The 24,829-nt window shown below is 61.2% G+C and carries 25 protein-coding genes; 15 read left to right on the forward strand and 10 right to left on the reverse strand.

Features of this window, described 5'->3' with window-relative positions:
- Positions 1-283, forward strand: a 283-nt coding sequence (locus AC1RME_RS25650; RefSeq protein ID WP_493091953.1) for a hypothetical protein, incomplete at its 5' end; no start/stop codon positions are given.
- A gap of 30 nt (positions 284-313) precedes the next feature.
- On the opposite strand, the gene AC1RME_RS25655 is transcribed toward AC1RME_RS25650, so the two are convergent.
- Complete coding sequence (locus AC1RME_RS25655) at positions 314-1,030, reverse strand: SIMPL domain-containing protein (RefSeq protein WP_096818907.1); 717 nt, start codon at positions 1,028-1,030, stop codon at positions 314-316.
- A 226-nt stretch (positions 1,031-1,256) separates the two neighbouring features.
- Between AC1RME_RS25655 and AC1RME_RS25660 the strand changes: the two genes are divergently transcribed.
- The 4 genes from AC1RME_RS25660 (at position 1,257) to AC1RME_RS25675 (ending at position 5,748) form a co-directional block, all read left to right on the forward strand.
- Positions 1,257-2,519 (forward strand): ATP-binding protein, encoded by a 1,263-nt coding sequence (locus AC1RME_RS25660; RefSeq protein WP_096818909.1) that lies wholly within the window; start codon positions 1,257-1,259, stop codon positions 2,517-2,519.
- Positions 2,512-3,072 carry a response regulator transcription factor gene (locus AC1RME_RS25665; RefSeq protein ID WP_003221630.1) on the forward strand — a complete coding sequence of 187 codons (561 nt, stop codon included), beginning with the start codon at positions 2,512-2,514 and terminating at the stop codon, positions 3,070-3,072. Before AC1RME_RS25660 ends, AC1RME_RS25665 begins: the two co-directional genes overlap by 8 nt.
- 96 nt (positions 3,073-3,168) lie before the next feature.
- A complete protein-coding gene (locus AC1RME_RS25670) occupies positions 3,169-4,896 on the forward strand; it encodes an ABC transporter ATP-binding protein/permease (RefSeq protein WP_096818911.1) in 1,728 nt (575 codons plus the stop codon).
- Between the two features lie 105 nt (positions 4,897-5,001).
- Positions 5,002-5,748: a FadR/GntR family transcriptional regulator gene (locus AC1RME_RS25675; protein WP_096818913.1), complete on the forward strand. Its 747-nt coding sequence runs from the start codon at positions 5,002-5,004 to the stop codon at positions 5,746-5,748.
- Positions 5,749-5,752: 4 nt separating this feature from the next.
- On the opposite strand, the gene AC1RME_RS25680 is transcribed toward AC1RME_RS25675, so the two are convergent.
- The 3 genes from AC1RME_RS25680 to AC1RME_RS25690 all read right to left on the reverse strand — a co-directional run bounded on the left by AC1RME_RS25680 (position 5,753) and on the right by AC1RME_RS25690 (position 7,731).
- Positions 5,753-6,127 carry a hypothetical protein gene (locus AC1RME_RS25680; protein ID WP_096818914.1) on the reverse strand — a complete coding sequence of 125 codons (375 nt, stop codon included), beginning with the start codon at positions 6,125-6,127 and terminating at the stop codon, positions 5,753-5,755.
- A 102-nt stretch (positions 6,128-6,229) separates the two neighbouring features.
- Complete coding sequence (locus AC1RME_RS25685) at positions 6,230-6,421, reverse strand: hypothetical protein (protein ID WP_096818915.1); 192 nt, start codon at positions 6,419-6,421, stop codon at positions 6,230-6,232.
- Positions 6,422-6,432: 11 nt separating this feature from the next.
- Positions 6,433-7,731, reverse strand: coding sequence for a phospholipase (locus AC1RME_RS25690; protein WP_096818917.1), 1,299 nt, complete (start codon positions 7,729-7,731; stop codon positions 6,433-6,435).
- A gap of 236 nt (positions 7,732-7,967) precedes the next feature.
- On the opposite strand from AC1RME_RS25690, the gene kdgD reads away from it, so the two are divergent.
- From kdgD to AC1RME_RS25715, 5 genes are all read left to right on the forward strand, one after another.
- The gene (kdgD, locus tag AC1RME_RS25695; protein ID WP_007953624.1) at positions 7,968-8,879 is read left to right on the forward strand and encodes a 5-dehydro-4-deoxyglucarate dehydratase; all 912 of its coding nucleotides are present in this window, start codon (positions 7,968-7,970) and stop codon (positions 8,877-8,879) included.
- Positions 8,880-8,940: 61 nt separating this feature from the next.
- Complete coding sequence (locus AC1RME_RS25700) at positions 8,941-10,380, forward strand: aldehyde dehydrogenase family protein (protein WP_096818919.1); 1,440 nt, start codon at positions 8,941-8,943, stop codon at positions 10,378-10,380.
- A gap of 98 nt (positions 10,381-10,478) precedes the next feature.
- The gene (locus AC1RME_RS25705) at positions 10,479-11,843 is read left to right on the forward strand and encodes an MFS transporter (RefSeq protein ID WP_096819325.1); all 1,365 of its coding nucleotides are present in this window, start codon (positions 10,479-10,481) and stop codon (positions 11,841-11,843) included.
- An 11-nt stretch (positions 11,844-11,854) separates the two neighbouring features.
- A complete protein-coding gene (gene garD / locus AC1RME_RS25710) occupies positions 11,855-13,408 on the forward strand; it encodes a galactarate dehydratase (RefSeq protein WP_493091954.1) in 1,554 nt (517 codons plus the stop codon).
- Between the two features lie 95 nt (positions 13,409-13,503).
- Positions 13,504-14,445 carry an AEC family transporter gene (locus AC1RME_RS25715; RefSeq protein ID WP_096818922.1) on the forward strand — a complete coding sequence of 314 codons (942 nt, stop codon included), beginning with the start codon at positions 13,504-13,506 and terminating at the stop codon, positions 14,443-14,445.
- A 10-nt stretch (positions 14,446-14,455) separates the two neighbouring features.
- On the opposite strand, the gene AC1RME_RS25720 is transcribed toward AC1RME_RS25715, so the two are convergent.
- From AC1RME_RS25720 to gatC, 6 genes are all read right to left on the reverse strand, one after another.
- The gene (locus AC1RME_RS25720; protein ID WP_085685699.1) at positions 14,456-14,836 is read right to left on the reverse strand and encodes a carboxymuconolactone decarboxylase family protein; all 381 of its coding nucleotides are present in this window, start codon (positions 14,834-14,836) and stop codon (positions 14,456-14,458) included.
- Positions 14,833-15,894: a calcium/sodium antiporter gene (locus tag AC1RME_RS25725; protein WP_096818926.1), complete on the reverse strand. Its 1,062-nt coding sequence runs from the start codon at positions 15,892-15,894 to the stop codon at positions 14,833-14,835. The genes AC1RME_RS25720 and AC1RME_RS25725 overlap by 4 nt, the downstream gene beginning before the upstream one ends.
- Before the next feature lie 47 nt (positions 15,895-15,941).
- Positions 15,942-16,316: a septal ring lytic transglycosylase RlpA family protein gene (locus AC1RME_RS25730; protein ID WP_192559780.1), complete on the reverse strand. Its 375-nt coding sequence runs from the start codon at positions 16,314-16,316 to the stop codon at positions 15,942-15,944.
- Between the two features lie 88 nt (positions 16,317-16,404).
- Positions 16,405-17,850 carry an Asp-tRNA(Asn)/Glu-tRNA(Gln) amidotransferase subunit GatB gene (gene gatB, locus AC1RME_RS25735; RefSeq protein WP_096818929.1) on the reverse strand — a complete coding sequence of 482 codons (1,446 nt, stop codon included), beginning with the start codon at positions 17,848-17,850 and terminating at the stop codon, positions 16,405-16,407.
- Positions 17,851-17,860: 10 nt separating this feature from the next.
- Positions 17,861-19,312 (reverse strand): Asp-tRNA(Asn)/Glu-tRNA(Gln) amidotransferase subunit GatA, encoded by a 1,452-nt coding sequence (gene gatA, locus AC1RME_RS25740; protein ID WP_096818931.1) that lies wholly within the window; start codon positions 19,310-19,312, stop codon positions 17,861-17,863.
- A 16-nt stretch (positions 19,313-19,328) separates the two neighbouring features.
- Positions 19,329-19,616 (reverse strand): Asp-tRNA(Asn)/Glu-tRNA(Gln) amidotransferase subunit GatC, encoded by a 288-nt coding sequence (gatC, locus tag AC1RME_RS25745; RefSeq protein ID WP_096818932.1) that lies wholly within the window; start codon positions 19,614-19,616, stop codon positions 19,329-19,331.
- Positions 19,617-19,827: 211 nt separating this feature from the next.
- Here gatC and mreB point away from each other — a divergent pair, with 211 nt between their 5' ends.
- From mreB to rng, 5 genes are all read left to right on the forward strand, one after another.
- Positions 19,828-20,865, forward strand: a complete 1,038-nt coding sequence (mreB, locus tag AC1RME_RS25750; protein ID WP_002555108.1) for a rod shape-determining protein MreB — start codon at positions 19,828-19,830, stop codon at positions 20,863-20,865.
- Positions 20,866-21,006: 141 nt separating this feature from the next.
- Entirely contained in the window at positions 21,007-22,152 is a 1,146-nt protein-coding gene (mreC, locus tag AC1RME_RS25755) for a rod shape-determining protein MreC (RefSeq protein WP_096818934.1), read from the forward strand.
- Positions 22,152-22,643 carry a rod shape-determining protein MreD gene (gene mreD, locus AC1RME_RS25760; RefSeq protein ID WP_085711798.1) on the forward strand — a complete coding sequence of 164 codons (492 nt, stop codon included), beginning with the start codon at positions 22,152-22,154 and terminating at the stop codon, positions 22,641-22,643. Before mreC ends, mreD begins: the two co-directional genes overlap by 1 nt.
- A 63-nt stretch (positions 22,644-22,706) precedes the next feature.
- Positions 22,707-23,303 carry a Maf family protein gene (locus AC1RME_RS25765; protein WP_493091955.1) on the forward strand — a complete coding sequence of 199 codons (597 nt, stop codon included), beginning with the start codon at positions 22,707-22,709 and terminating at the stop codon, positions 23,301-23,303.
- A gap of 58 nt (positions 23,304-23,361) precedes the next feature.
- Entirely contained in the window at positions 23,362-24,819 is a 1,458-nt protein-coding gene (rng, locus tag AC1RME_RS25770) for a ribonuclease G (protein ID WP_096818937.1), read from the forward strand.
- The last annotated feature ends 10 nt before the right edge of the window (positions 24,820-24,829 follow it).

Raw genomic sequence — 24,829 nt, forward strand, 5'->3', positions numbered from 1 at the left:
GGGGGCATCGCCTACGGTTTGCTTCGCTGCACCTCCTCTCGATGTGTTTGGCTTCGCCAAACGGTCGCTGCGCTCCCACCCCCGGATAAATCCCTCCACTCAGCCTTCCGACGTCGCCAAAAGATCAAGAGCTGCAGCCGAGCTAACGCTCATCCTGTTGAGTGGGGCGGCTGCGCCGCAGGGGGCGTCTATCAAAACTTTTGGGACTGCAGCGGCGATCCGTTTTGCCAGCGATGGCGGCAACCCAAATCCGATGCATAAAAAAACCGGCGATCATCACTGATCGCCGGTTTTTCATTCAGCCGTCATTCAATCACTGCATCAGCACTTCAATCGAGCCATCGGCCGTCAGGCTGACCTGGCTGGTGCCGGCTTCGACTTCAGGTGTGACCGGTGCTGCGTCCATGCCGGCGGCTTTCATCATCATCGGGGCGCGCATGTACGGTTGTGGGAAGCCGTTGCTGTTGAGGTTCAGGTTGACGATTTTGTAGCCCTTGCCGCCCAGGGCGTCGGTCGCCAGTTGGGCGCGGGCCTTGAAGGCGGTGACGGCTTCTTTCAGCAGTTTGTCTTCGCTGGCCTTGCGGGTCGGGTCGGCGATGGCGAAGTCCATGCCGCCCATTTTCAGGTCGGTCAGCAGTTCGCCGGTGAGTTTGGACAGGGCGGCGAAGTCGGCGCTTTCCAGGCGCAGTTCGGCGCGCTCGCGCCAGCCGGTGATTTTCTGGCCCTTGGTGTCGTAGATCGGGTAGCTGTTGCGGCTGCCCTGGCGCAGGGTGATGTCTTTGACTTGCTTGGCCTGGGCCAGGGCCTTGTTCATGGTGGTGCTGACGTCGGCGGCGAGTTTGGCCGGGTCAGTGTTTTGCTCTTCGGTGTAGAGGGTCACGATCATCAGGTCGCGGGCCACTTCCTGGCTGACTTCGGCGCGCAGGGAAATCTGGTTGTAGTGCAGCTCATCGGCGGCCAGGGCCGGAAGGCTGGCGACGCTGCCGACGGTCAGGGCGAGAAGGGCGGCGCTGCGGCGAAATGTGTGCATGAAAGCTCCTTGATGAGGGCGCAGGTGATGGTTCGGGGGCCTGCGTGAAACCATCAGACTGTAGCTTTTATGATCCGGTTCGCCCAGTTACAACTTCTATACAGATGGGCCTTATAGCCGCCGCGAAGCTTTTTGCCATGTGGTCGTTTGCCGCACTTTCGCCTCTCGGGCGCGCGGCTTGGTTATACTCCGTGCGATCCGCCTGGAGCGCTCATCAGGAGAGCTCATGCTCGCCCCCGTACAACTGACTTCCGCCACTCGCCAGAACCTCTGGCGGCTGACTTTCATCCGCACGCTGGTGCTCGCCGCGCAGGCCGGTTCCGTGGGCCTGGCCTACTGGCTGGATTTGTTGCCGTTGCCGTGGGTGCAACTGGTGATGACCCTCGGCTGTTCGATTCTGCTCTGTGTGTTCACCGCCGTGCGCCTGCGCACCTCGTGGCCGGTTACCGAGCTCGAATATGCGCTGCAACTGGCCTGCGATCTGTTTATCCACAGTGCCTTGCTGTATTTCTCCGGTGGTTCGACCAACCCGTTCGTTTCGTATTATCTGGTGCCGCTGACCATTGCCGCGGTGACGCTGCCGTGGCGTTATTCGGTGGTGCTGTCCGGCATTGCGCTGGCCTTGTACACGCTGATGCTGACGCATTTCTATCCGCTGGAAACCCTGCCAGTGGCCCGGGAGAACCTGCAGATCTACGGCATGTGGCTGAGCTTCGCGCTGGCGGCAGCGGTGATCACCTTCTTCGCCGCGCGGATGGCCGAAGAGCTGCGCCGGCAGGAAGAATTACGGGCGATCCGCCGTGAAGAAGGGCTGCGCGATCAGCAATTGCTGGCCGTGGCGACTCAGGCCGCTGGCGCCGCCCATGAACTGGGCACGCCGCTGGCGACCATGAGCGTGTTGCTCAACGAAATGCAGCAGGATCATCACGACCCGATGCTTCAGGAAGACCTGAAGGTGCTGAAGGATCAGGTGAAACTCTGCAAGGAGACCCTGCAGCAACTGGTGCGCGCCGCCGAAGCCAATCGCCGGATGGCGGTGGAGATGCAGGACGTCACCGAATGGCTCGACGAGGCGCTCAACCGCTGGCACCTGATGCGTCCCGAGGCCAGTTACCGCTTCCAGCGCCTGGGCCAGGGCACGTTGCCGCGTGTAGCACCGCCGCCGGATCTGACCCAGGCCCTGTTGAATCTGCTGAACAACGCCGCCGATGCCTGCCCGGAAAACCTTCAGGTGACGCTGGACTGGACCGCTGAAGACCTGACCATCAGCATCCGCGATCATGGCGCCGGTGTCCCGCTGGCCATCGCCGAGCAGATAGGCAAACCGTTTTTTACCACCAAGGGCAAAGGTTTCGGCCTGGGCCTGTTTTTGAGCAAGGCCAGCGTGACACGCGCCGGCGGCTCAGTGAAACTCTATAGTCATGAGGAAGGCGGCACGCTCACCGAGCTGCGCCTGCCCCACGGCGCCCGAGGAGAGCAACATGAGTGACGAAATCCAAGTCGAAGGCGAAGAACTGCCGCATTTGCTGTTGGTCGATGACGACGCGACCTTCACCCGGGTGATGGCCCGCGCCATGGCTCGCCGTGGTTTCCGCGTCAGCACCGCCGGTTCCGCCGAGGAAGGCCTGACCATCGCCCAGGCCGATCTGCCGGACTATGCCGCGCTGGACCTGAAAATGGACGGCGACTCCGGTCTGGTCCTGCTGCCGAAGCTGCTGGAGCTGGACCCGGAAATGCGCGTGGTGATCCTCACCGGTTACTCGAGCATTGCCACGGCGGTCGAAGCGATCAAGCGCGGCGCCTGCAATTACCTGTGCAAACCGGCCGACGCCGACGACGTGCTGGCGGCGCTTCTGTCCGAGCACGCCGACCTCGACAGCCTGGTGCCGGAAAACCCGATGTCGGTGGATCGCCTGCAATGGGAGCACATCCAGCGCGTGCTGACCGAACACGAAGGCAACATCTCCGCCACTGCCCGCGCCCTGGGCATGCACCGCCGCACCCTGCAGCGCAAACTGCAGAAGCGCCCGGTTCGTCGCTGAACCTGCGCTGAACGGCCATCGCCAGCCCTCGCGATAAAGCGCACCGATCAACTATGATCGGTGCGTGTCTGTTCTTTTCTTTATCGAGCCTTATCCATGAATCAGAACGCTGAATATTCCGCGGTCAACGATGCTGTGCGCGGGCAGTTTTTTCGCAAGGTGTGGGCCATGACCACGCCGTACTGGCGCAGTGAAGAGAAGGGCAAGGCCTGGACGTTGCTGATCGCCGTGATCGCGCTGTCGCTGTTCAGCGTCGGCATCTCGGTGTGGCTCAACAGTTGGTACAAGGATTTCTACAACGCCCTGCAAAAGAAGGACGAGGCGGCGTTCTGGCAGTTGATCCTGTATTTCTGCGGCATTGCGGCCGTGGCGATTCTCGGCTCGGTGTATCGCCAGTACCTGACGCAGATGCTGACCATCCGCTGGCGGGCGTGGCTCACCGAAAACCATTTCAAGCGCTGGCTCGGGCACAAGAATTACTACCAGCTGGAGCAGGGCGGCTACACCGATAACCCTGACCAACGTATTTCCGAAGACCTCAACACCTTTACCACCACTACGCTTGGCCTGGGACTGGGATTGATCCGCACCGTGGTCAGTCTGGTGTCGTTCTCGATCATTCTGTGGGGCGTGTCCGGCAGTATCGAAGTGTTCGGCATCGAGATTCCCGGCTACATGTTCTGGTGTGCGCTGCTGTATGCAGGGGTTGGCAGTTGGTTGACGCACCTGATCGGCCGTCGCTTGATCGGCCTGAACAACCAACAACAACGCTTCGAAGCCGACCTGCGTTTTTCCATGGTACGGGTTCGCGAGAACGCCGAGAGCATTGCGCTGTACAACGGTGAGCCGAATGAAAACCGTCGCTTGAGCAGTCGCTTCGGGCTGGTCTGGCAAAACTTCTGGGACATCATGCGCGTGTCCAAGCGCCTGACGTTCTTCACCTCGGGTTACGGCCAGATCGCAATCATTTTCCCCTTCATCGTCGCGGCACCCCGTTACCTGTCCGGCAAGATCGAACTGGGTGAGCTGATGCAGATCAACTCGGCATTCGGCAACGTGCAGGAGAATTTCAGCTGGTTCATCGACGCCTATACGTCGCTGGCGGCATGGAAGGCCACCTCCGATCGTCTGCTGAGCTTCCGTCAGGCCATGAGCGACAACGAAGACCGGGCACCGGCCATCGATGTACAGAATCACGGTGATGAACTGAAGGTACACAACCTTGGGCTGGACCTGGCTGACGGCCGTCACCTGCTGACCAGCGCCGACATGACTGTGGAGGCGGGCGACCGGGTGATGATCAGCGGCCGCTCCGGCAGCGGCAAGTCGACACTGCTGCGGGCGATGGGGCATTTGTGGCCGGCCGGCCACGGCAGCATCCGTCTGCCGGCATCGCGTTATCTGTTCCTGCCGCAAAAACCGTATCTGCCGATCGGCACCCTGCGTGAAGCCTTGAGTTATCCACAACCGGGTGACACCTACTCGCCAGAGCGTTATGCACAAGTGCTGGAGACCTGCCGTCTGCCGCATCTGGTGGCACGACTGGACGAAGCCAATCACTGGCAGCGCATGCTCTCGCCGGGTGAGCAGCAACGACTGGCCTTCGCCCGAGCGCTGCTCTACGCACCGCACTGGCTGTACATGGACGAAGCGACGTCGGCGATGGACGAAGAAGACGAGGCCACGCTGTATCAGGCGCTGATCGATCAGTTGCCGGGCCTGAGCATCGTCAGTGTCGGCCATCGCAGCAGCCTCAAGCGCTTCCATCCACGGCATGTGCGGATCGACAGCGGGCATTTGGTCGAGCAGACCGTCACGGCTTGATGTGTACTGAATCTGTGGGAGCCTGCTCCCACAGAGGACGGTGATCGTACAACTCCCTTGGGCTATGATGCCCCTCTAGCCGAATTTTCGAGATAAACGCAGACCATGGAAAACCCGATCGACACCCCGCGCCTCCCTCGCAAGCGCCGCAGCCTGGCACAGGAACTGGTGACGGTGCTGACCGAGCAGATCCGCGACGGTCTGCTCAAGCGTGGCGACAAGTTGCCCACCGAGTCGGCGATCATGGAAGCCAATGGTGTCAGCCGTACTGTGGTGCGCGAGGCGATTTCCCGACTGCAGGCTGCAGGGCAGGTCGAAACCCGTCACGGTATCGGTACCTTCGTGCTCGACACACCGAGCCCGAGCGGTTTCCGGATCGACCCGGCGACCGTGGTCACCCTGCGTGACGTGCTGGCGATTCTCGAATTCCGTATCAGCCTGGAGGTCGAATCGGCCGGTCTCGCCGCACAACGTCGCAGCACCGAACAACTGGCCGCCATGCGTGCCGCCCTCGATGCATTGAACGAAAGCGTCGCCCATGCCAGCGATGCAGTGGCGTCGGACTTCCAGTTCCACCTGCAAATCGCGCTGTCCACCGGCAACCGCTATTTCACCGACATCATGACCCACCTGGGCACCAGCATCATTCCGCGCACGCGGCTGAACTCCGCGCGCCTGGCCCATGACGATCAGCAGCACTACATGAATCGCCTGAGCCGTGAGCACGAGGAAATCTACGAGGCCATCGCCCGTCAGGATTCCGATGCCGCCCGCGCGGCCATGCGCCTGCACCTGACCAACAGCCGCGAACGGCTGCGTCAGGCGCATGAAGAAGCGCAGGCGCAGGGTTGAGGAATCAGGCTTCGACGTAGAGCCTCAGCGGCTCCGAACACGGTTCCAGGCTGGACTCATCGGCGAACTTGTAGCGAAGCTCAACGGTGCTGTTCAGGTACTTTTCCAGCTCGAATCTGGGGATGCTCAGTTCGATCCCGGTCAGGCCGACCATGTCGTCGAGTGCGTCATCCCAGACGCCGGTCGGCTCCGACAGACCCAGCCATTCAGGCTCTTCCGGATCATCGCCGAGGATCGGGTACACATCCCAGTTCGGCGGTGTGTTCTGGCCATCGGGTACCTGAACGATCAGGTCGTCATCCAGAGTCGACAGCCGCAGGATGATCGAGTCGCTGGCGTGATCGGGAAATTGCGGAAGGTGTGCAGCGGCAAACGTCATGCTTCGTTCTCCTTGAAAGATCTGCCGCGATCCTTCGCGGCAGTCGTCGCACTTTACCCGGCGAATCGGTGAGGCGCGCCGGGGCAATCTTGTCCGGGCATTTCAGCTCCGGGGCAGAATCGAGCGATCCACCCTGACCGCCAGTTTGCCCGGGCCGGGCCTGACGTCGAACGTCGCCTGACCCTGGGCGTCCACCGACGCCCGGGCGATGGCGATGCCGTCGTGCAGCAATTGCAGCGGCGCACCTTTCAACGATTGGCCGGAAGCCAGTTCCACTTTCAATTTGATCGTCATCGAATCGCTCCTTAATTCGTGTTGCCGGTTGGGTGATAGTCCTTGAGCAGCAGGTAAGTGCTCCAGCCCCACCAGTCATCGACGGTGGCGGTGTCGTTGAGGTTGTTCACGTCCTTGCGCCGCAGGACTTTGTTGCCCTGAAGGCGGAACAGTGGCGAGAAATTGTTCGTCAGACTCATCACGAAAGTCAGGTCCGGCAACCGTTGCAGCGCGTTGAAGGTGGTCGGCACATTGCCGCTGGAATAGGCGGCATACACTTCGTCCGCCGAATCCCGCACCGCGTGACTCACCTGATTGCGATTGTCGGTGTCGGCGGCTTCGAAGTAACGTTTGTCGCCGAATGCCCGCCATTGCTCGCCCCGGGCGTTGCGTACCTTGAGGCCGAATTTGCTGTCTTCGTCGTGCATGAACCGGGTGATCAGAGAGCCCAGATCGCTCGGCGTCACTGCGGCGGCCATGGCCTTGCGGGGCACTCGCAAATGCCCGGAGGAGAACAGGTCAGTGAGGTAGTGATCGGCGAACGCGTTCATCGCGTAGGCCCGTTCCAGTTGCAGCTCGTCCTGACTGGCGTGGGCGGCAGCGGCAGTTTGCAGGGCGGCGGTGTGCCCGGCGATGTAGGCTTGGCGGGCCCATTCGCCGAAGTGGTCGGCATTGTTCGCCGCCAGTTTCAGGTAGCGACCGAGCGGGAACAGCGCCGAGACGAAACTGCCGCCGCCGGTGATCTTGTTCCACTCTTCCGACAACGTATCTCCCAGTGCGTCGTAGGCTTCGTGGGGTGGTTTGCCGTCCTTGATCGCCTGTTTAACGGCGTCGATCTCTTTTTGCATGATCGCGAGAATCTGTGGCGCTTCGGCCTTGGAAGCCGGCACGGCGGCGAGGGTGTCGAAAGCTGCCGTGAAGCGCAGCAGACGATCCGCCGGGGTGGCGCCTTCGTTGATCGGCCGGTCGACGACTCCGTAGAAATCACCGCCCAGCGCCAGCACCTGGCCATAGGTCAGCGCCAGTCCGTTCGGCAGATGCAAGGGCACGTTTTGCGCGAGCACCGGCTCGGCGTTTTCAACGAAGCGCAGCAGGGTGTTGTCGCCGATAGCCGTGTGTTCCGCACCTTCGAAGCGCAGCGGCGGCCGAGCTTTCATGGCCTTGCCGGGCAGGGCAGGGGCGGGTTCGACATCGCTGTGCGAGTCGGCAATGTGCAGCAACAGGTGCGGATTTTCAGCAGTGAAGGCGATGCCGCCGGGGGTAAAAAGATCATCGAAACGGGCGATGACCGGTGTGGGTTTTTCAAGGCATTTTGTTTGTAGACCGGACATTTCTTTCTCCTTGATATGTCGTCGGTGGATTCTTATTTAGCTGTATGCATATACAGTTAATTCGAGCCTAGTCGAGAAAACGCCTACGTCAAAAAGAAATCCTGTCCGACAAAAAATGCCCTCCAGCGATGAAATGCAGTTGACGGTTATCTTTTAAGTTGTACGATGACCTACAACTTCGGCGAAGGCTGAACGGTCCACTCACAAAAAAACGTTGCTACCAGGGTGTTCGAATAATGAATCCACAAGAACTGAAGTCCATCCTCTCCGCCGGCCTGCTGTCGTTCCCGGTTACCGATTTCAATGCCCAGGGCGATTTCAACCGCGCGGGCTATATCAAACGCCTGGAATGGCTGGCCCCGTACGGTGCTTCGGCCCTGTTCGCCGCCGGTGGCACTGGTGAGTTCTTCTCCCTGGCTGCCAGCGAATACTCGGAAATCATCAAGACTGCCGTCGACACCTGCGCCAGCAGCGTGCCGATCCTCGCCGGTGTCGGTGGTTCGACCCGCCAGGCCATCGAATACGCTCAGGAAGCCGAACGTCTGGGCGCCAAAGGTCTGTTGCTGCTGCCGCATTACCTGACTGAAGCCAGCCAGGACGGCGTTGCCGCCCATGTTGAAGCGGTGTGCAAATCGGTGAACATCGGTGTGGTGGTTTACAACCGCAACGTCTGCCGCCTGACCGCGCCGCTGCTGGAACGTCTGGCCGAGCGCTGCCCGAACCTGATCGGTTACAAGGACGGTCTGGGTGATATCGAGCTGATGGTGTCGATCCGTCGTCGCCTGGGCGATCGCTTCAGCTACCTCGGTGGTCTGCCGACCGCTGAAGTCTACGCCGCTGCCTACAAGGCCCTGGGCGTGCCGGTCTACTCGTCGGCGGTGTTCAACTTCATCCCGAAAACCGCGATGGATTTCTACCACGCGATTGCCCGCGAAGATCACGCCACCGTTGGCAAAATCATCGACGACTTCTTCCTGCCGTACCTGGACATCCGCAACCGCAAGGCTGGTTACGCCGTGAGCATCGTCAAGGCAGGCGCCAAGATCGCCGGCTATGACGCAGGCCCGGTGCGGGCGCCGCTGACCGACCTGACCCGCGAAGAGTACGAAATGCTCGCCGCGCTGATCGACAAGCAAGGTGCGCAGTAACCCAACCCTCTAATCAAGGCCGCTGAGCAATCAGCGGCCTTTTGCGTCAGGAGAATGATTCGTGACCAAGCGCTATGACAACTACATCAACGGTGAGTGGATCGCCGGTAACGATTACTCGGTCAACATCAACCCGTCCGAGCTGAGCGACACCATCGGCGACTACGCCAAGGCCGATCTGGCTCAGGTCAACGCCGCCATCGACGCCGCTCGTGCTGCGTTCCCGGCGTGGTCGACCTCAGGCATTCAGGCTCGCCACGACTCGCTGGACAAGGTCGGTACTGAAATCCTCGCCCGTCGCGAAGAACTCGGCACCCTGCTGGCCCGGGAGGAGGGCAAGACCCTGCCGGAAGCCGTTGGCGAAGTGACCCGCGCCGGCAACATCTTCAAGTTCTTCGCCGGTGAATGCCTGCGTCTGTCTGGCGATTACGTGTCGTCGGTGCGCCCGGGCGTCAACGTCGAAGTCACCCGCGAAGCCCTCGGCGTGGTCGGCCTGATCACCCCGTGGAATTTCCCGATTGCCATCCCGTCGTGGAAAATCGCCCCGGCCTTGGCCTACGGCAACTGCGTGGTGTTGAAGCCTGCGGATCTGGTGCCGGGTTGCGCCTGGGCGCTGGCCGAAATCATCTCCCGCGCAGGCTTCCCGGCTGGCGTGTTCAACCTGGTGATGGGCAGCGGACGCGTAGTGGGTGAAGCGCTGGTCAACAGCCCGAAAGTCGACGGCATCAGCTTCACCGGCTCTGTCGGCGTCGGTCGTCAGATCGCGGTCAGCTGCGTGTCGCGCCAGGCCAAGGTTCAGCTGGAGATGGGCGGCAAGAACCCGCAGATCATTCTCGACGACGCCGACCTTAAGCAGGCTGTCGAGTTGTCGGTGCAGAGCGCGTTCTACTCCACCGGCCAGCGTTGCACGGCGTCTAGCCGCTTGATTGTCACTGCCGGGATTCACGACAAGTTCGTTGAAGCCATGGCCGAGCGCATGAAGTCGATCAAGGTCGGTCACGCGTTGAAGGCCGGCACCGACATTGGTCCGGTGGTCTCCCAGGCGCAGCTTGAGCAGGACCTGAAATACATCGACATCGGCCAGTCCGAAGGCGCGCGCGTGGTCAGCGGTGGCGGTCTGGTGACCTGTGACACCGAGGGCTACTTCCTCGCGCCGACCCTATTTGCCGATAGCGAAGCGTCGATGCGCATCAGCCGCGAAGAAATCTTCGGCCCGGTGGCCAACATCGTCCGCGTCGCCGACTACGACGCCGCGCTGGCCATGGCCAACGACACCGAATTCGGTCTGTCGGCGGGTATCGCCACCACGTCGCTGAAGTACGCCAACCACTTCAAGCGTCATTCCCAGGCCGGGATGGTGATGGTCAACCTGCCGACCGCCGGTGTCGATTACCACGTTCCGTTCGGGGGCCGTAAGGGTTCATCCTATGGCTCACGTGAGCAAGGCCGCTATGCGCAAGAGTTCTACACCGTGGTGAAAACCGCCTACATCGGTTCGTAAGTCGCTGCACCCGCGCAGGGTTATTGCCAAGGCCCTGCGCGGCACAAGACCAAAGAATGTTTTACCCGCATAAAAATAATCAGTGGGAGTACATCTACATGCAATCGTCCAAGCCGACTCACGTCCGCTATTTGATTCTGCTCATGCTGTTCCTGGTGACCACGATCAACTACGCCGACCGCGCCACCATCGCGATCGCCGGTTCCAGTTTGCAAAAAGACCTCGGCATCGACGCGGTCACCCTCGGCTACATCTTCTCTGCATTCGGTTGGGCCTACGTGGCCGGGCAAATTCCCGGTGGCTGGCTGCTTGATCGCTTCGGCTCGAAAAAAGTCTATGCCCTGAGCATCTTCACCTGGTCGCTGTTCACCGTGCTGCAAGGCTTCGTCGGTGAGTTCGGCATGTCCACGGCCATCGTCGCGCTGTTCATGCTGCGCTTTCTGGTGGGCCTGGCCGAGGCGCCATCGTTCCCCGGCAACGCCCGTATCGTCGCGGCCTGGTTCCCGACTGCTGAACGCGGCACCGCTTCGGCAATTTTCAATTCGGCGCAGTACTTCGCCACCGTGCTGTTCGCGCCGCTGATGGGCTGGATCGTCTATGCCTTCGGCTGGGAACACGTGTTCATTGTCATGGGCGTGTTCGGCATCCTGTTCTCGCTGATCTGGCTGAAGGTTATCCACAGCCCGCGCCAGCACCCGATGGCCAACGAAGCGGAAGTGAAGTTCATCGCCGACAACGGCGGCATGGTCGACATGGACCAGAAACAAGGCAAAAAGGCTGACGGCCCGAAATGGGACTACATCCGTCAGTTGCTGACCAACCGCATGATGCTTGGTGTTTACCTGGGCCAGTACTGCATCAACGGCATCACCTATTTCTTCCTGACCTGGTTCCCGGTGTACCTGGTACAGGAACGCGGCATGACTATTCTGAAGGCCGGTTTCATCGCTTCGTTGCCGGCGATCTGCGGCTTTATCGGCGGCGTCCTTGGCGGGGTGATTTCCGATTACCTGCTGCGCAAGGGCCATTCGCTGACCTTCGCTCGCAAGGCGCCGATCATCGCCGGCCTGCTGGTCTCCAGCAGCATCGTCGCGTGCAACTATGTTGAAGTGGAATGGATGGTGGTCGGTTTCATGGCCCTGGCCTTCTTCGGCAAAGGCGTGGGCGCGCTGGGCTGGGCGGTGGTCTCCGACACCTCGCCGAAACAGATCGCCGGTCTGAGCGGTGGCCTGTTCAACACCTTCGGCAACATCGCCTCGATCACCACGCCGATCGTCATCGGCTACATCATCAGCTCCACCGGCTCGTTCAAGTGGGCGCTGGTGTTTGTCGGTGCCAACGCACTGGTGGCGGTGTTCAGCTACTTGGTGATCGTCGGCCCGATCAAACGTGTGGTTCTCAAAGAGCCGCCAGCCAATGGCGGTTCCGAAGCCACCGGTAAATTGTCTCAAGCGCATTCCTGAGGAGCGGCGTCATGCAGTTGATTGAACATTCCGACTCGCCGCGCTACATCCGCCTGCACGAGCGGGACAACGTAGTGGTCGTGGTCAACGACCAGGGCGTTCCGGCCGGCACCGCATTCGCCGATGGCCTGGTGACGGTGGATTTCGTGCCGCAGAGCCACAAGGTCACCCTCGAGGACATTCCCGAGGGCGGTCAGGTGATTCGCTACGGCCAGATCATCGGCTATGCGTTGCAGCCGATTCCCCGTGGCAGTTGGGTCAAGGAAGATCAACTGCGCATGCCGACCGCGCCACCGCTGGACAGCCTGCCGCTGTCCACCGAAGTGCCGGCCGCGCAGGCACCGCTGGAGGGTTACACCTTCGAGGGTTATCGCAATGCCGACGGCACCGTCGGCACCCGCAACATCCTCGGGATCACCACCACCGTGCAATGCGTCACCGGGGTGCTGGATCACGCGGTGAAGCGGATCAAGGATGAACTGTTGCCGAAGTACCCGCACGTCGATGACGTGGTGGCGCTGACCCACAGTTACGGTTGCGGCGTGGCCATCACGGCCACCGATGCCTACATCCCGATCCGTACCGTGCGCAATCTGGCGCGCAACCCGAACCTGGGGGGCGAGGCGCTGGTGATCAGTCTGGGCTGCGAGAAATTGCAGGCCGGGCAGGTGATGCACGAGGACGACGCGTCGGTGGACCTGAGCGAGCCGTGGCTGTATCGCTTGCAGGATTCCAGTCACGGCTTCACCGAAATGATCGAGCAGATCATGGAACTGGCCGAAGTTCGCCTGAAGAAACTCGACCAGCGCCGCCGGGAAACCGTGCCGGCGTCCGAGCTGATCCTCGGCATGCAGTGCGGCGGCAGCGATGCGTTTTCCGGCATCACCGCCAACCCGGCGCTCGGTTATGCCTCGGACTTGCTGCTGCGGGCGGGGGCGACGGTGATGTTTTCCGAAGTCACCGAAGTACGCGACGCGATCTACCTGCTGACCTCTCGGGCCCAGAGCAAAACCGTTGCCGAGGAACTGGTGCGCGAGATGGACTGGTACGACCGTTACCTGGCCAAGGGCGAAGCGGATCGCAGCGCCAACACCACGCCGGGTAACAAGAAGGGCGGGTTGTCGAACATTGTCGAGAAGTCGCTGGGGTCGATCGTCAAATCCGGCAGCAGTGCGATCAACGGCGTGCTCGGCCCTGGGGATCGCTTCAAGCAGAAAGGTTTGATCTTCTGCGCGACACCGGCAAGTGATTTTGTCTGCGGCACTTTGCAACTGGCGGCGGGGATGAACCTGCATGTGTTCACCACCGGGCGAGGTACGCCTTATGGCCTGGCCATGGCGCCGGTGGTGAAGGTTTCGACCCGTACGGAGCTGGCGCAGCGTTGGCCTGACCTGATTGATATTGATGCCGGGCGCATTGCCACTGGGCGCGCGACCATCGAGGAGTTGGGTTGGGAGTTGTTCCACTACTATCTGGATGTGGCGAGCGGCAAGCAGCAGACGTGGGCTGAAAAGCACAAACTGCATAACGACATTACGTTGTTCAATCCGGCGCCGATTACTTGATGGTTGATCGTTCCCACGCGCTGCGTGGGAACGATCGGGGTGAAAGTGGCTTATCATTAGCCCCCTAACGACGCTCACCTCCAAGGCTCCCCGGCATGCTGGCAATCTTCCTCGAAACCCTGAACATCACCGCGCCGGTGTTTGCCATGCTGTTTCTGGGGGTGTTGCTCAAGCGCATCGACTGGATCAACGACAACTTCATCCACACGGCGTCGTCGCTGGTGTTCAACGTCACCATGCCGGCGCTGTTGTTTCTCGGCATCCTGCATGCCGACCTGCACGCCGCGCTGCAACCGGCGCTGCTGATCTACTTTGCCCTCGCCACGCTGGCCAGTTTTGCCCTGGCCTGGGGCTGGGCGATTTTCCGCTGCCCGCGTGAGGATCGCGGTATCTACACCCAAGGTGCGTTTCGCGGCAACAACGGGGTGATCGGTCTGGCGCTGGCGGCGAGCATGTATGGCGACTACGGGATTTCCCTCGGGGCGATTCTCGCGGCGCTGGTGATCCTCTTCTACAACACGCTGTCGACCATTGTGCTGGCGGTCTACAGCCCGGTGATCAAGTCCGATCCGTGGAGTATCTGCAAAAGCGTCATCAGCAATCCGCTGATCATCAGCGTGATCGCGGCGGCGCCATTTGCCTGGTTCAAGATCGGATTGCCGGGATGGCTGGAAACGTCGGGTCAGTACCTGGCGCAAACCACGCTGCCGCTGGCGCTGATCTGCATTGGCGGCACACTGTCGCTGGCGGCGTTGCGCAAGAGCGGCAGCCTGGCGCTGAGTTCCAGTCTGGTGAAGATGATCGGCCTGCCGGTGCTCGCGACGTTGGGGGCGTGGCTGTGGGGCTTTCGTGGGGCGGAGCTGGGGATTCTGTTTCTGTACTTCGGCAGCCCGACGGCGGCCGCGAGTTTTGTCATGGCCCGTGCAGCCCAGGGCAATCATGAACTGGCGGCGGCGATCATCGTGTTGACCACGTTGATGGCGGCGATCACCACCAACGTCGGGATCTTCTTCTTGCAGTGGGGCGGGTGGATCTGAGAACTGGCGGTTACTCAGGCTTCTGGTAACTGTCGATCACTTCCTGCGCCGCACGAAACGCATCGATCGCCGCCGGCACGCCGGCATACACCGCGCAATGCAGCAGCGCTTCACGGATCTCATCGACCGTGCAGCCATTGTTCAACGCACCGCGCACGTGACCCTTCAACTCCTGCGGGCACTTCAACGCGGTCAGCGCGGCGAGGGTGATCAGGCTGCGGGTTTTCAGCGGCAAACCTTCGCGATTCCACACGCCGCCCCAGGCGTGTTCGTTGACGAAATCCTGCAACGGTTGGGTGAATTCAGTGGCGTTGCCCAGCGCGCGGTCGACAAATGCATCGCCCATTACCTGGCGGCGGATTTCGACCCCGGATTTCTTCGATTCGGTCATGGCACATCCCTCTTGTGGTGTTGGCGGCGCCAGGCGCGCACCGACGTGATAAACAGAAACGTCAGCAGCGTCGGCAGGACATAAAACAGCATCAACCGTTCGAGCTTGCCGGCCAGCGGCATGCCGGTGGTGAAGGACACCACGTGCAGCCCGTACGCCAGGTACAAACCGAGCAGCAACAAGCCTTCGGCCCGGGTCACGCGGTAGCCGGAATAGAACACCGGCAGGCACAGCGCGGCGACGCCGAGCATCACCGGCAGGTCGAAATCCAGTGCATTCGGCGACACTGAGAGTGGTGTTGGTGCGATCAGCGCGGTGATGCCGAGGACCCCGAGCAGGTTGAACAGGTTGGCGCCGATCACGTTGCCTACGGCAATGTCCCGCTGACCGCGCAACGCGGCGATCAACGAAGTGGCGAGTTCCGGCAGCGAGGTGCCGACCGCGACCACGGTCAGGCCGATGACTCGCTCGGAGAACCCGAGATCGGTAGCCACCGCGACCGCTGCACCCAGCAGCAAATGCCCGGCGAACACCAGCATGGCCAGACCGGCGACGATCATCAGCAGGCTGGTGAACCAGGGAGCCGGCTGAGTCTGAGGATGATCGGAATGCGGCCGGGCCGAGTGGCGCGACTGGCGCAGCAGCAAGCCGAGATACAGCCCCAACGCGCTCAGCAGCAGAACACCGTCGAAACGGCCGATCTCTTCATTCCAGGCCAGTACGAACACCAGCAGGCTGGCGCCGATCATCAGCGGGATGTCCAGGCGCACCAGTTGCCGCGAAACCCGCAGCGGAATGATCAACGCCGACAGGCCGAGGGTCACGAGGATGTTGAAAATGCTGCTGCCGATCACGCTGCCGACGGCGATGTCGGGGTTGTGCGTCAGGGTCGCTTGCAGGCTGACCGCCATTTGCGGGGCGCTGCTGCCGAGGGCGACGATGGTCAGGCCGATGATCAGCGGCCGCACATGCAGGCGCGCAGCCAGACGCACGGCTGCGCGCACCATCAGTTCGGCACCGGCGATCAGCAGGAACAGCCCACAGAGCAGTTCGATCACGTTGATCAGCGGTAAATCGGTCAGTCCGAAAATGGGGGGGGGCTCCATCAGTTGTCGAGGGCCTGCACGCGAACCCGTGCCGTGCCGCTGCCAATCATGCCGAGACGTTCGGCGGCTTCGCGTGAAACATCAATGATGCGCCCACGGGTGTGCGGCCCGCGGTCATTGATGCGCACCACGCAGGATTTGTCGTTTTTCAGGTTGGTGACCTTCACCCGGGTGCCGAAGGGCAACTGGCGATGGGCGGCGGTCAGGGAGTTCTGGTTGAACGCTTCGCCGCTGGCGGTGCGTTTACCGTGGTGTTTGGCTCCGTAATAGGAGGCGACGCCGGTCTGGTCGTAACCGTGCGGGTCGATGACATCGGTGCTGGCGCAACCGGCCAGCAGAGAGAGCAGGGCGCAGCTGATGAATAGACGCTTCATTCAAAGGTTTCCCGAAAACAGATGTGGGAGCCAGCCTGCCGGCTCCCACAGGGAATGGAGCCAGGCGTTGGAACTGGCCCCATTTTCATCAGCCTTCGAGCTTGCTTTTCAGCAGTTCGTTCACTTGCTGCGGGTTGGCCTTGCCTTTGGAGGCTTTCATGGCCTGACCGACGAAGAAGCCGAACATCTTGCCGCGCTTGGCTTCGTCTGCCGCACGGTATTGCTCGACCTGCTCGGCGTTGGCCGCGAGCATTTCGTCCAGCACTGCCGAAATCGCGCCAGTGTCGGTAACCTGCTTCAGGCCGCGCTTCTCGATGATCTCGTCCGCGCTGCCTTCACCGTTGGCCATCGCTTCGAACACCACCTTGGCGATCTTGCCGGAGATGGTGTTGTCCTTGATGCGCTGCAGCATGCCGCCCAGTTGCTCGGCCGAAACCGGCGAATCCTCGATGTCCAGATTCTGCTTGTTGAGCAGGCTGCCCAACTCGACCATCACCCAGTTCGCCGCCAGTTTGGCGTCGCCGCCGATGCTTGCGACCTTCTCGAAGTAGTCCGCCTGCTCACGGCTGGTGGCCAGCACGTTGGCGTCGTAGGCCGACAGACCGAACGCACTCTGGAAGCGCTCGCGTTTTTGCGGTGGCAGTTCCGGCAGGGTGCCGCGCACGTTGTTGAGGAACGAGTCCTCGATGACCACCGGCAGCAGGTCCGGATCGGGGAAGTAACGGTAGTCGTTGGCTTCCTCCTTGCTGCGCATCGGACGGGTTTCGTCCTTGTTCGGATCATACAGACGGGTCTGCTGGATCACTTTGCCGCCGTCTTCGATCAGGTCGATCTGACGCTGGATCTCGGAGTTGATCGCCTTCTCGATGAAACGGAACGAGTTGACGTTCTTGATCTCGCAGCGCGTGCCGAATTCAACCTGGCCTTTCGGACGGATCGACACGTTGCAGTCGCAGCGCAGCGAGCCTTCGGCCATGTTGCCGTCGCAGATGCCCAGGTAGCGCACCAGCGCGTGGATCGCCTTGACGTAGGCCACGGCTTCCTTGGCACTGCGCATGTCAGGTTCGGAAACGATTTCCAGCAGCGGTGTGCCGGCACGGTTCAGGTCGATGCCGGTGGCACCGCTGAATTCTTCGTGCAGGCTCTTGCCGGCGTCTTCTTCCAGGTGCGCGCGAGTGATGCCGACGCGTTTGACGGTGCCGTCTTCCAGGGCGATGTCCAGGTGGCCCTTGCCGACGATCGGCAATTCCATCTGGCTGATCTGGTAGCCCTTCGGCAGGTCCGGGTAGAAGTAGTTCTTGCGGGCGAACACGTTGTGCTGACCGATCTCGGCGTCAATCGCCAGACCGAACATCACCGCCATGCGCACCGCTTCCTGGTTGAGCACCGGCAGCACGCCGGGCATGCCCAGGTCGATCAGGCTGGCCTGGGTGTTCGGCTCGGAACCGAATGTGGTGGAACTACCGGAAAAGATTTTCGACCGGGTGGTGAGCTGGGTGTGAATCTCCAGCCCGATCACGACTTCCCATTGCATGTGTGTCTCCTCAGAAGCCGGTTGGGGTGCGGGTGTGCCAGTCAGTGTTCAACTGATACTGGTGGGCAACGTTCAACAGGCGACCTTCCTGGAAATACGGAGCGAGCAGCTGCACGCCGACCGGCAGGCCGTCGACGAAACCGGCCGGCATCGACAGGCCCGGCAGGCCCGCGAGGTTGGCGGTGATGGTGTAGACGTCTTCCAGGTAGGCAGCGACCGGGTCGCTGTTCTTGGCGCCGAGTTTCCAGGCCGGGTTTGGCGTGGTCGGGCCGAGGATGATGTCGACTTCATTAAAGGCCGTCATGAAGTCGTTCTTCACCAGGCGACGGATCTTCTGCGCTTTCAGGTAGTAGGCGTCGTAGTAACCGGCGGACAGCGCGTAGGCACCGACCATGATCCGGCGTTGCACTTCGGCACCAAAGCCTTCGCCACGGGAGCGTTTGTACAGGTCTTCCAGGTTCTTCGGGTCTGCACAGCGGTGGCCGAAGCGCACGCCGTCGAAACGCGACAGGTTGGAAGAGGCTTCCGCCGGGGCGATCACGTAGTACGCAGGAATCGCGTGTTGCATGTTCGGCAGGCTGATTTCCTTGATCACGGCACCGAGCTTCTGCAGCTCTTTGATGCTGTTCTGGATCAGCTCGGCGATACGCGGGTCGAGACCGGCACCGAAGTATTCCTTCGGCACGCCGATGCGCAGGCCTTGCAGCGAGCCATTCAGACCGGCGGCGTAGTCCGGCACCGGTTCATCGATGCTGGTGGAGTCGTTCGGATCGAAGCCAGCCATGCCTTGCAACAAAATCGCGCAGTCTTCGGCGGTGCGAGCCAACGGGCCACCCTGATCGAGGCTGGAGGCGTAAGCGATCATGCCCCAGCGCGAAACACGACCGTAGGTCGGTTTCAGGCCGGTGAGGTTGGTGAACGCGGCCGGCTGACGGATCGAGCCGCCAGTGTCGGTCGCGGTAGCCGCCGGCAACAGACGAGCAGCAACGGCCGCCGCCGAACCACCGGACGAACCGCCCGGTACGTGTTCCAGGTTCCACGGGTTTTTCACCGCGCCGTACCAACTCGACTCGTTGGCCGAACCCATGGCGAATTCGTCCATGTTGGTCTTGCCCAGCGTCACGGTGCCGGCGGCGGCCAGTTTGGCAACCACGGTGGCGTCGTACGGAGCCTTGAAGTTGTCGAGCATCTTCGAGCCGCAGCTGGTGCGGATGCCTTGGGTGCAGAACAGGTCTTTGTGGGCGATCGGCGCACCGAGCAGGGCGCCGCTCTCACCGTTGGCCCGGCGCACGTCGGCGGCTTTCGCCTGCTCGAGGGCCAGCTCTTCGGTGAGGCTGATGAAACTGTTGAGCTGCGGGTCGAGCTGGGTAATGCGCGCCAGCAGGACTTTGGTCAGCTCTTCGGAAGAAAACTTTTTATCGGCGAGACCGCGGGCGATCTCGGCCAGAGTCATTTGATGCATTGCAGGCTCTTTCCCTTTAGTCGATGACTTTCGGAACCAGATACAGGCCGTTTTCGACCGCTGGTGCGATGGACTGATAGGCCTCGCGGTTATTCGTCTCGGTCACGACGTCGGCGCGCAGGCGCTGACTGGCTTCCAGCGGGTGGGCCAGCGGCTCGATACCATCGGTATTGACCGCCTGCATTTCGTCGACCAGCCCGAGAATGCTGTTGAGGGCCGAAGTGATTTGTGGAAGATCGGCATCATTAAGGCCAAGGCTGGCCAGATGAGCGATTTTTTCCACGTCGGAGCGTTCTAGCGCCATCGGGTTTCTCCAGTGGAAAACAGGACGGACGGCGTCCGTGTGTTAGATTGTCGGAACACTACCGCACTTCTACGGTCATAAGGCCGCGATTGTGGGGCTTGGTGCACAGAAAAGCGGCCAATTTAACATATTGGCGCCTTGCCCAAAATCCCTGTCGTTGTTAGAGTTTGCCGCACTTTTTTACCCACGCGTTGCCTAGGGTCCCTTTCCCATGTTCAAGAAACTGCGTGGCATGTTTTCCAGCGATCTTTCCATTGACCTGGGCACTGCCAACACCCTTATTTACGTGCGCGAGCGCGGTATCGTCCTGAATGAGCCATCGGTTGTGGCCATTCGGACACACGGTAACCAGAAAAGTGTCGTTGCTGTCGGCACCGAGGCCAAGCGCATGCTCGGCCGTACGCCGGGCAACATTGCTGCCATTCGTCCGATGAAGGACGGCGTCATTGCCGACTTCAGCGTCTGCGAAAAGATGCTGCAATACTTTATCAACAAGGTTCACGAAAACAGCTTCCTGCAGCCTAGCCCTCGTGTGCTGATCTGCGTTCCATGCAAGTCCACCCAGGTTGAGCGTCGTGCCATCCGTGAATCGGCCCTTGGTGCCGGTGCGCGTGAAGTGTTCCTGATCGAAGAGCCGATGGCTGCTGCGATCGGTGCCGGCCTGCCGGTTGAAGAAGCACGCGGCTCGATGGTCGTGGATATTGGTGGTGGTACTACCGAAATCGCGCTGATCTCCCTGAACGGTGTGGTCTACGCCGAATCCGTCCGCGTTGGCGGCGACCGCTTCGACGAAGCGATCATCACTTACGTGCGTCGCAACTACGGCAGCCTGATCGGCGAATCCACCGCCGAGCGCATCAAGCAGGAAATCGGTACGGCCTACCCGGGCGGCGAAGTTCGCGAAGTCGACGTTCGCGGTCGCAACCTGGCCGAAGGCGTTCCACGCGCATTCACCCTGAACTCCAATGAAGTGCTGGAAGCTCTGCAAGAGTCCCTGGCAACTATCGTTCAGGCCGTGAAAAGCGCCCTGGAGCAATCGCCGCCGGAACTGGCTTCCGACATCGCCGAGCGTGGCCTGGTGCTGACCGGTGGTGGCGCGCTGCTGCGTGACCTCGACAAGTTGCTGGCCCAGGAAACCGGTCTGCCGGTGATCGTTGCCGAAGACCCGCTGACCTGTGTTGCTCGCGGCGGTGGCCGTGCATTGGAAATGATGGACAAGCACACCATGGACCTGCTCTCCAGCGAATAAGTCGCGGATTGCATTACATGGGTGAGCGCGCAGGCAGCACTTTGCAGTGCTGCCTGTTGGCGTTTATCTTCTGTCAGTCTTCATCCAGGCCGGTTTGATGCCGTATGAATAAACAGAACATTTGCCTGGGAGGAGCGGCCTATTAAACCGCTTTTCGCCAAGGGCCCCTCACTGGGCGTGCGCTTGTTGGTGCTGGCCGTGCTGTCGGTCGCGCTGATGGTGGTCGATGCCCGTTTCAGCCTGCTCAAGCCTGCCCGCAGCCAGATGTCGCTGGTGCTGATGGATGCTTACTGGATCACCGACCTGCCCGGCAGGCTGTGGGAAGGTGTCGCCAGTCAGTTCGGCAGCCGCACCGAGCTGGTCGCCGAAAACGAAAAACTCAAGACCGAGAACCTGCTGTTGCAGGGCCGCATGCAAAAGCTTGCCGCTCTCACCGAGCAGAACGTCCGTCTGCGCGAGTTGCTCAATTCCTCCGCGCTGGTCAACGAGAAGGTCGAAGTGGCCGAGCTGATCGGCATGGACCCGAATCCCTTCACCCATCGCATCATCATCAATAAAGGTGAGCGCGACGGCGTGGTGCTCGGTCAGCCGGTGCTTGATGCACGCGGCCTGATGGGGCAGGTGGTCGAACTGATGCCGTACACCTCCCGTGTCTTGCTGCTGACCGACTCGACCCACAGCATTCCTGTGCAGGTGAACCGTAACGGTCTGCGGGCGATTGCCAGCGGCACCGGTAACCCTGAGCGTCTGGAACTGCGCCATGTGGCCGATACGGCCGATGTCAAGGAAGGCGATCTGCTGGTCAGCTCCGGCCTGGGCCAGCGCTTCCCGGCCGGCTACCCAGTGGCGACGGTCAAGGAAGTGATCCACGATTCCGGCCAGCCATTCGCCATTGTCCGCGCCGTACCGACGGCTGCGCTGAACCGCAGCCGCTACCTGTTGCTGGTGTTCAGCGACAACCGTACGGCTGAAGAGCGTGCCAACGATGCGGCGCAGGCTCAGGAAAACCTTGATGCGTTTGGTGGTGGCCCGATCATTCCAGCCACTGTGCCGAAAACGGTGAATACACCGGCTCAGGCTCAAGCACCTGCTGCGGCCAGCACACCTGCTGCACCCGCTGCTGCTACGCCAGCCAAACCCGCCGCGAGCAAACCGCCAGCGACGCCGGCCAAACCACCCGCAGCGACGCCGGCAGCCAGCAAGCCGCCAGCCGCTCAGCCTGCCAGCGCACGGCCGGCCGCCAAACCGCCTGTCACTGCGCCGGCTACCACTGGGGGACGAGAATAATGGTCGGTGTCAAAGCCTCCCGAAACGGCTGGATCGTCTGGCTGACGTTTCTGATCGGCATGCTGCTCAGCGTGTCGCCGCTGCCGCAATTCATGGAAATCCTGCGCCCGCTCTGGCTGGCCCTGCTCCTGGCATTCTGGGCCTTGGCCCTGCCGCAGAAGGTCGGCATGGTCACCGCATTTTGCCTCGGGCTTGCTGAAGACGTGCTGTACGGCACGCTGCTGGGACAGAACGCGTTGATCCTGACGCTGATCACGTTCCTGGTGCTGTCGTTGCAGCAACGCCTGCGGATGTTCCCGATGTGGCAGCAGTGCCTGGTGATCCTGGTGATCTTCGGTCTCGCGCAGCTTGTGCAATTGTGGCTTAGTGCCCTGACCGGCAATCGCCAGCCGACTCTGGCGCTGGTGCTGCCGGCACTGGTCAGCGCCTTGCTCTGGCCGTGGGTCAGCTTCGCTTTGCGTGGATTGCGCCGACGCTACAAAATCAACTGATTCGGTCAGGCATGGGCCCGTACCGGTGCCATGAGGCAGGGCACTCAACAGGGAGATGTTTGGATGAAGTCGCTTTACCTCGCCTCTGGATCGCCGCGTCGGCGTGAGCTGCTCACGCAGATCGGCGTTCCGTTCACCGCCATCAGTGCGGACATCGATGAAACCCCTTTAGCCAATGAATCCCCAACGGCCTATGTCGAGCGCCTGGCGCGCGGCAAGGCCGAGGCCGGGCGGCGCTCTGTCGTCTGCGACACGCCATTTTGCGTGCTGGGCGCCGACACTGCCGTGGTGCTGGACGGCAAAATTCTCGGCAAACCGGTGGACGAAGCCGATGCATGCGCCATGCTGATGATGTTGTCCGGCAAGGAGCACGAAGTCCTGACCGCCATCGCCGTGCTCGATGGTGAGCGCTGCGAGTCGCAAGTGGTATGCAGTCTGGTACGGTTTCGGGCGATCAGTCGCGAAGAAGCCGCCGCCTACTGGGCCAGCGGCGAACCTCGGGACAAGGCCGGCGGTTACGGTATTCAGGGGCTTGGCGCGGTGTTTGTCGCCGGTCTCAACGGCAGCTATTCGGCTGTCGTGGGATTGCCGGTGTGCGAAAGCGCAGAACTGCTCGGCCATTTCGGCATACCCTGTTGGCAAAACCTGAGTGCGCAGTAAGCGTCGAACGGAACAAGATGCGGCCATTATCGTGAACATGCCTGAACGAGACCCTGCCATGAGTGAAGAGATTCTGATCAACATCACGCCGATGGAATCGCGCGTGGCGGTGGTCGAAAACGGTGTGCTGCAAGAAGTGCATGTCGAGCGCACGCAAAAACGCGGGATCGTCGGCAACATCTATAAAGGCAAGGTAGTGCGGGTATTGCCGGGCATGCAGGCGGCATTCGTCGACATCGGCCTGGACCGTGCGGCGTTCATTCACGCCTCGGAAATCTCCCTGCGCGAAGGCCCGGCAGTGGAAAGCATCAGTGCCCTGGTGCATGAAGGTCAGAGCCTGGTGGTGCAAGTCACCAAGGATCCGATCGGTTCCAAGGGCGCGCGGTTGACCACGCAACTGTCGATCCCGTCGCGCTATCTGGTGTACATGCCGCGCACCGCCCACGTCGGCATTTCCCTGAAAATCGAAGATGAAGCCGAGCGCGAACGCCTGAAACAGGTGGTCAGCGATTGTGTGGCCAAAGAAGGCATCAAGGAGGCCGGTGGTTTTATTCTGCGCACCGCCGCCGAAGGTGCCGGGGCCGATGAAATCCTGATGGACATCCGCTACCTGCGACGCCTGTGGGATCAGATCAGCGAACAGATCAAGACCATCGGCGCGCCGAGCGTGATCTATGAAGACCTCGGTCTGGCATTGCGCACCTTGCGTGATCTGGTCAGCCCGAAGATCGAGAAGATCCGCATCGACTCCCGGGAAACCTTTCAGAAAACCACGCAGTTCGTCGCCGAACTGATGCCGGAAATTGCCGATCGTCTGGAACACTATCCGGGTGAACGGCCGATTTTCGACCTGTACGGCGTCGAAGACGAAATCCAGAAAGCCCTTGAACGCAAGGTGCCGCTGAAGTCCGGCGGTTATCTGGTGGTGGATCCGGCTGAAGCCATGACCACCATCGACGTCAACACTGGTGCGTTCGTCGGGCATCGCAACCTCGAAGAGACCATCTTCAAGACCAACCTCGAAGCGGCCACCGCGATTGCCCGGCAGATGCGTCTGCGCAATCTGGGCGGGATCATCATCATCGACTTCATCGACATGGAAGATGAAGAGCACCAGCGCCAGGTACTGCGTACCCTGGAAAAACAGCTGGAGCGCGATCACGCCAAGACCAACATCATCGGTATCACCGAGCTGGGTCTGGTGCAGATGACTCGCAAGCGTACCCGCGAAAGTCTGGAGCAAGTGCTGTGCGAGCCTTGCAGCAGTTGTCAGGGGCGGGGCAAGCTGAAGACGCCGGAAACCATTTGCTACGAGATTTTCCGGGAGATCCTGCGCGAGGCCCGGGCCTATCAGGCCGAGGGTTATCGTGTGCTGGCGAACCAGAAAGTCGTCGACCGGCTGCTCGATGAAGAGTCCGGTAACGTCGCCGAGCTTGAAGGGTTTATCGGGCGCACCATACGCTTCCAGGTGGAAACCATGTATTCCCAGGAACAATATGACGTGGTGCTGCTCTGATCCCCTGCGT

The sequence above is a fragment of the Pseudomonas sp. GW822-FHT03F08 genome (genome assembly GCF_058801265.1).

Excerpts from the sequence above, each read along its gene's own strand:
- AC1RME_RS25655 (WP_096818907.1), bottom strand. The coding sequence starts at position 1,030 with ATGCACACATTTCGCCGCAGCGCCGCCCTTCTCGCCCTGACCGTCGGC.
- AC1RME_RS25660 (WP_096818909.1), top strand. The coding sequence starts at position 1,257 with ATGCTCGCCCCCGTACAACTGACTTCCGCCACTCGCCAGAACCTCTGG.
- AC1RME_RS25665 (WP_003221630.1), top strand. The coding sequence starts at position 2,512 with ATGAGTGACGAAATCCAAGTCGAAGGCGAAGAACTGCCGCATTTGCTG.
- AC1RME_RS25670 (WP_096818911.1), top strand. The coding sequence starts at position 3,169 with ATGAATCAGAACGCTGAATATTCCGCGGTCAACGATGCTGTGCGCGGG.
- AC1RME_RS25675 (WP_096818913.1), top strand. The coding sequence starts at position 5,002 with ATGGAAAACCCGATCGACACCCCGCGCCTCCCTCGCAAGCGCCGCAGC.
- AC1RME_RS25680 (WP_096818914.1), bottom strand. The coding sequence starts at position 6,127 with ATGACGTTTGCCGCTGCACACCTTCCGCAATTTCCCGATCACGCCAGC.
- AC1RME_RS25685 (WP_096818915.1), bottom strand. The coding sequence starts at position 6,421 with ATGACGATCAAATTGAAAGTGGAACTGGCTTCCGGCCAATCGTTGAAA.
- AC1RME_RS25690 (WP_096818917.1), bottom strand. The coding sequence starts at position 7,731 with ATGTCCGGTCTACAAACAAAATGCCTTGAAAAACCCACACCGGTCATC.
- kdgD (WP_007953624.1), top strand. The coding sequence starts at position 7,968 with ATGAATCCACAAGAACTGAAGTCCATCCTCTCCGCCGGCCTGCTGTCG.
- AC1RME_RS25705 (WP_096819325.1), top strand. The coding sequence starts at position 10,479 with ATGCAATCGTCCAAGCCGACTCACGTCCGCTATTTGATTCTGCTCATG.
- garD (WP_493091954.1), top strand. The coding sequence starts at position 11,855 with ATGCAGTTGATTGAACATTCCGACTCGCCGCGCTACATCCGCCTGCAC.
- AC1RME_RS25715 (WP_096818922.1), top strand. The coding sequence starts at position 13,504 with ATGCTGGCAATCTTCCTCGAAACCCTGAACATCACCGCGCCGGTGTTT.
- AC1RME_RS25720 (WP_085685699.1), bottom strand. The coding sequence starts at position 14,836 with ATGACCGAATCGAAGAAATCCGGGGTCGAAATCCGCCGCCAGGTAATG.
- AC1RME_RS25730 (WP_192559780.1), bottom strand. The coding sequence starts at position 16,316 with ATGAAGCGTCTATTCATCAGCTGCGCCCTGCTCTCTCTGCTGGCCGGT.
- gatB (WP_096818929.1), bottom strand. The coding sequence starts at position 17,850 with ATGCAATGGGAAGTCGTGATCGGGCTGGAGATTCACACCCAGCTCACC.
- gatA (WP_096818931.1), bottom strand. The coding sequence starts at position 19,312 with ATGCATCAAATGACTCTGGCCGAGATCGCCCGCGGTCTCGCCGATAAA.
- gatC (WP_096818932.1), bottom strand. The coding sequence starts at position 19,616 with ATGGCGCTAGAACGCTCCGACGTGGAAAAAATCGCTCATCTGGCCAGC.
- mreB (WP_002555108.1), top strand. The coding sequence starts at position 19,828 with ATGTTCAAGAAACTGCGTGGCATGTTTTCCAGCGATCTTTCCATTGAC.
- mreD (WP_085711798.1), top strand. The coding sequence starts at position 22,152 with ATGGTCGGTGTCAAAGCCTCCCGAAACGGCTGGATCGTCTGGCTGACG.
- AC1RME_RS25765 (WP_493091955.1), top strand. The coding sequence starts at position 22,707 with ATGAAGTCGCTTTACCTCGCCTCTGGATCGCCGCGTCGGCGTGAGCTG.
- rng (WP_096818937.1), top strand. The coding sequence starts at position 23,362 with ATGAGTGAAGAGATTCTGATCAACATCACGCCGATGGAATCGCGCGTG.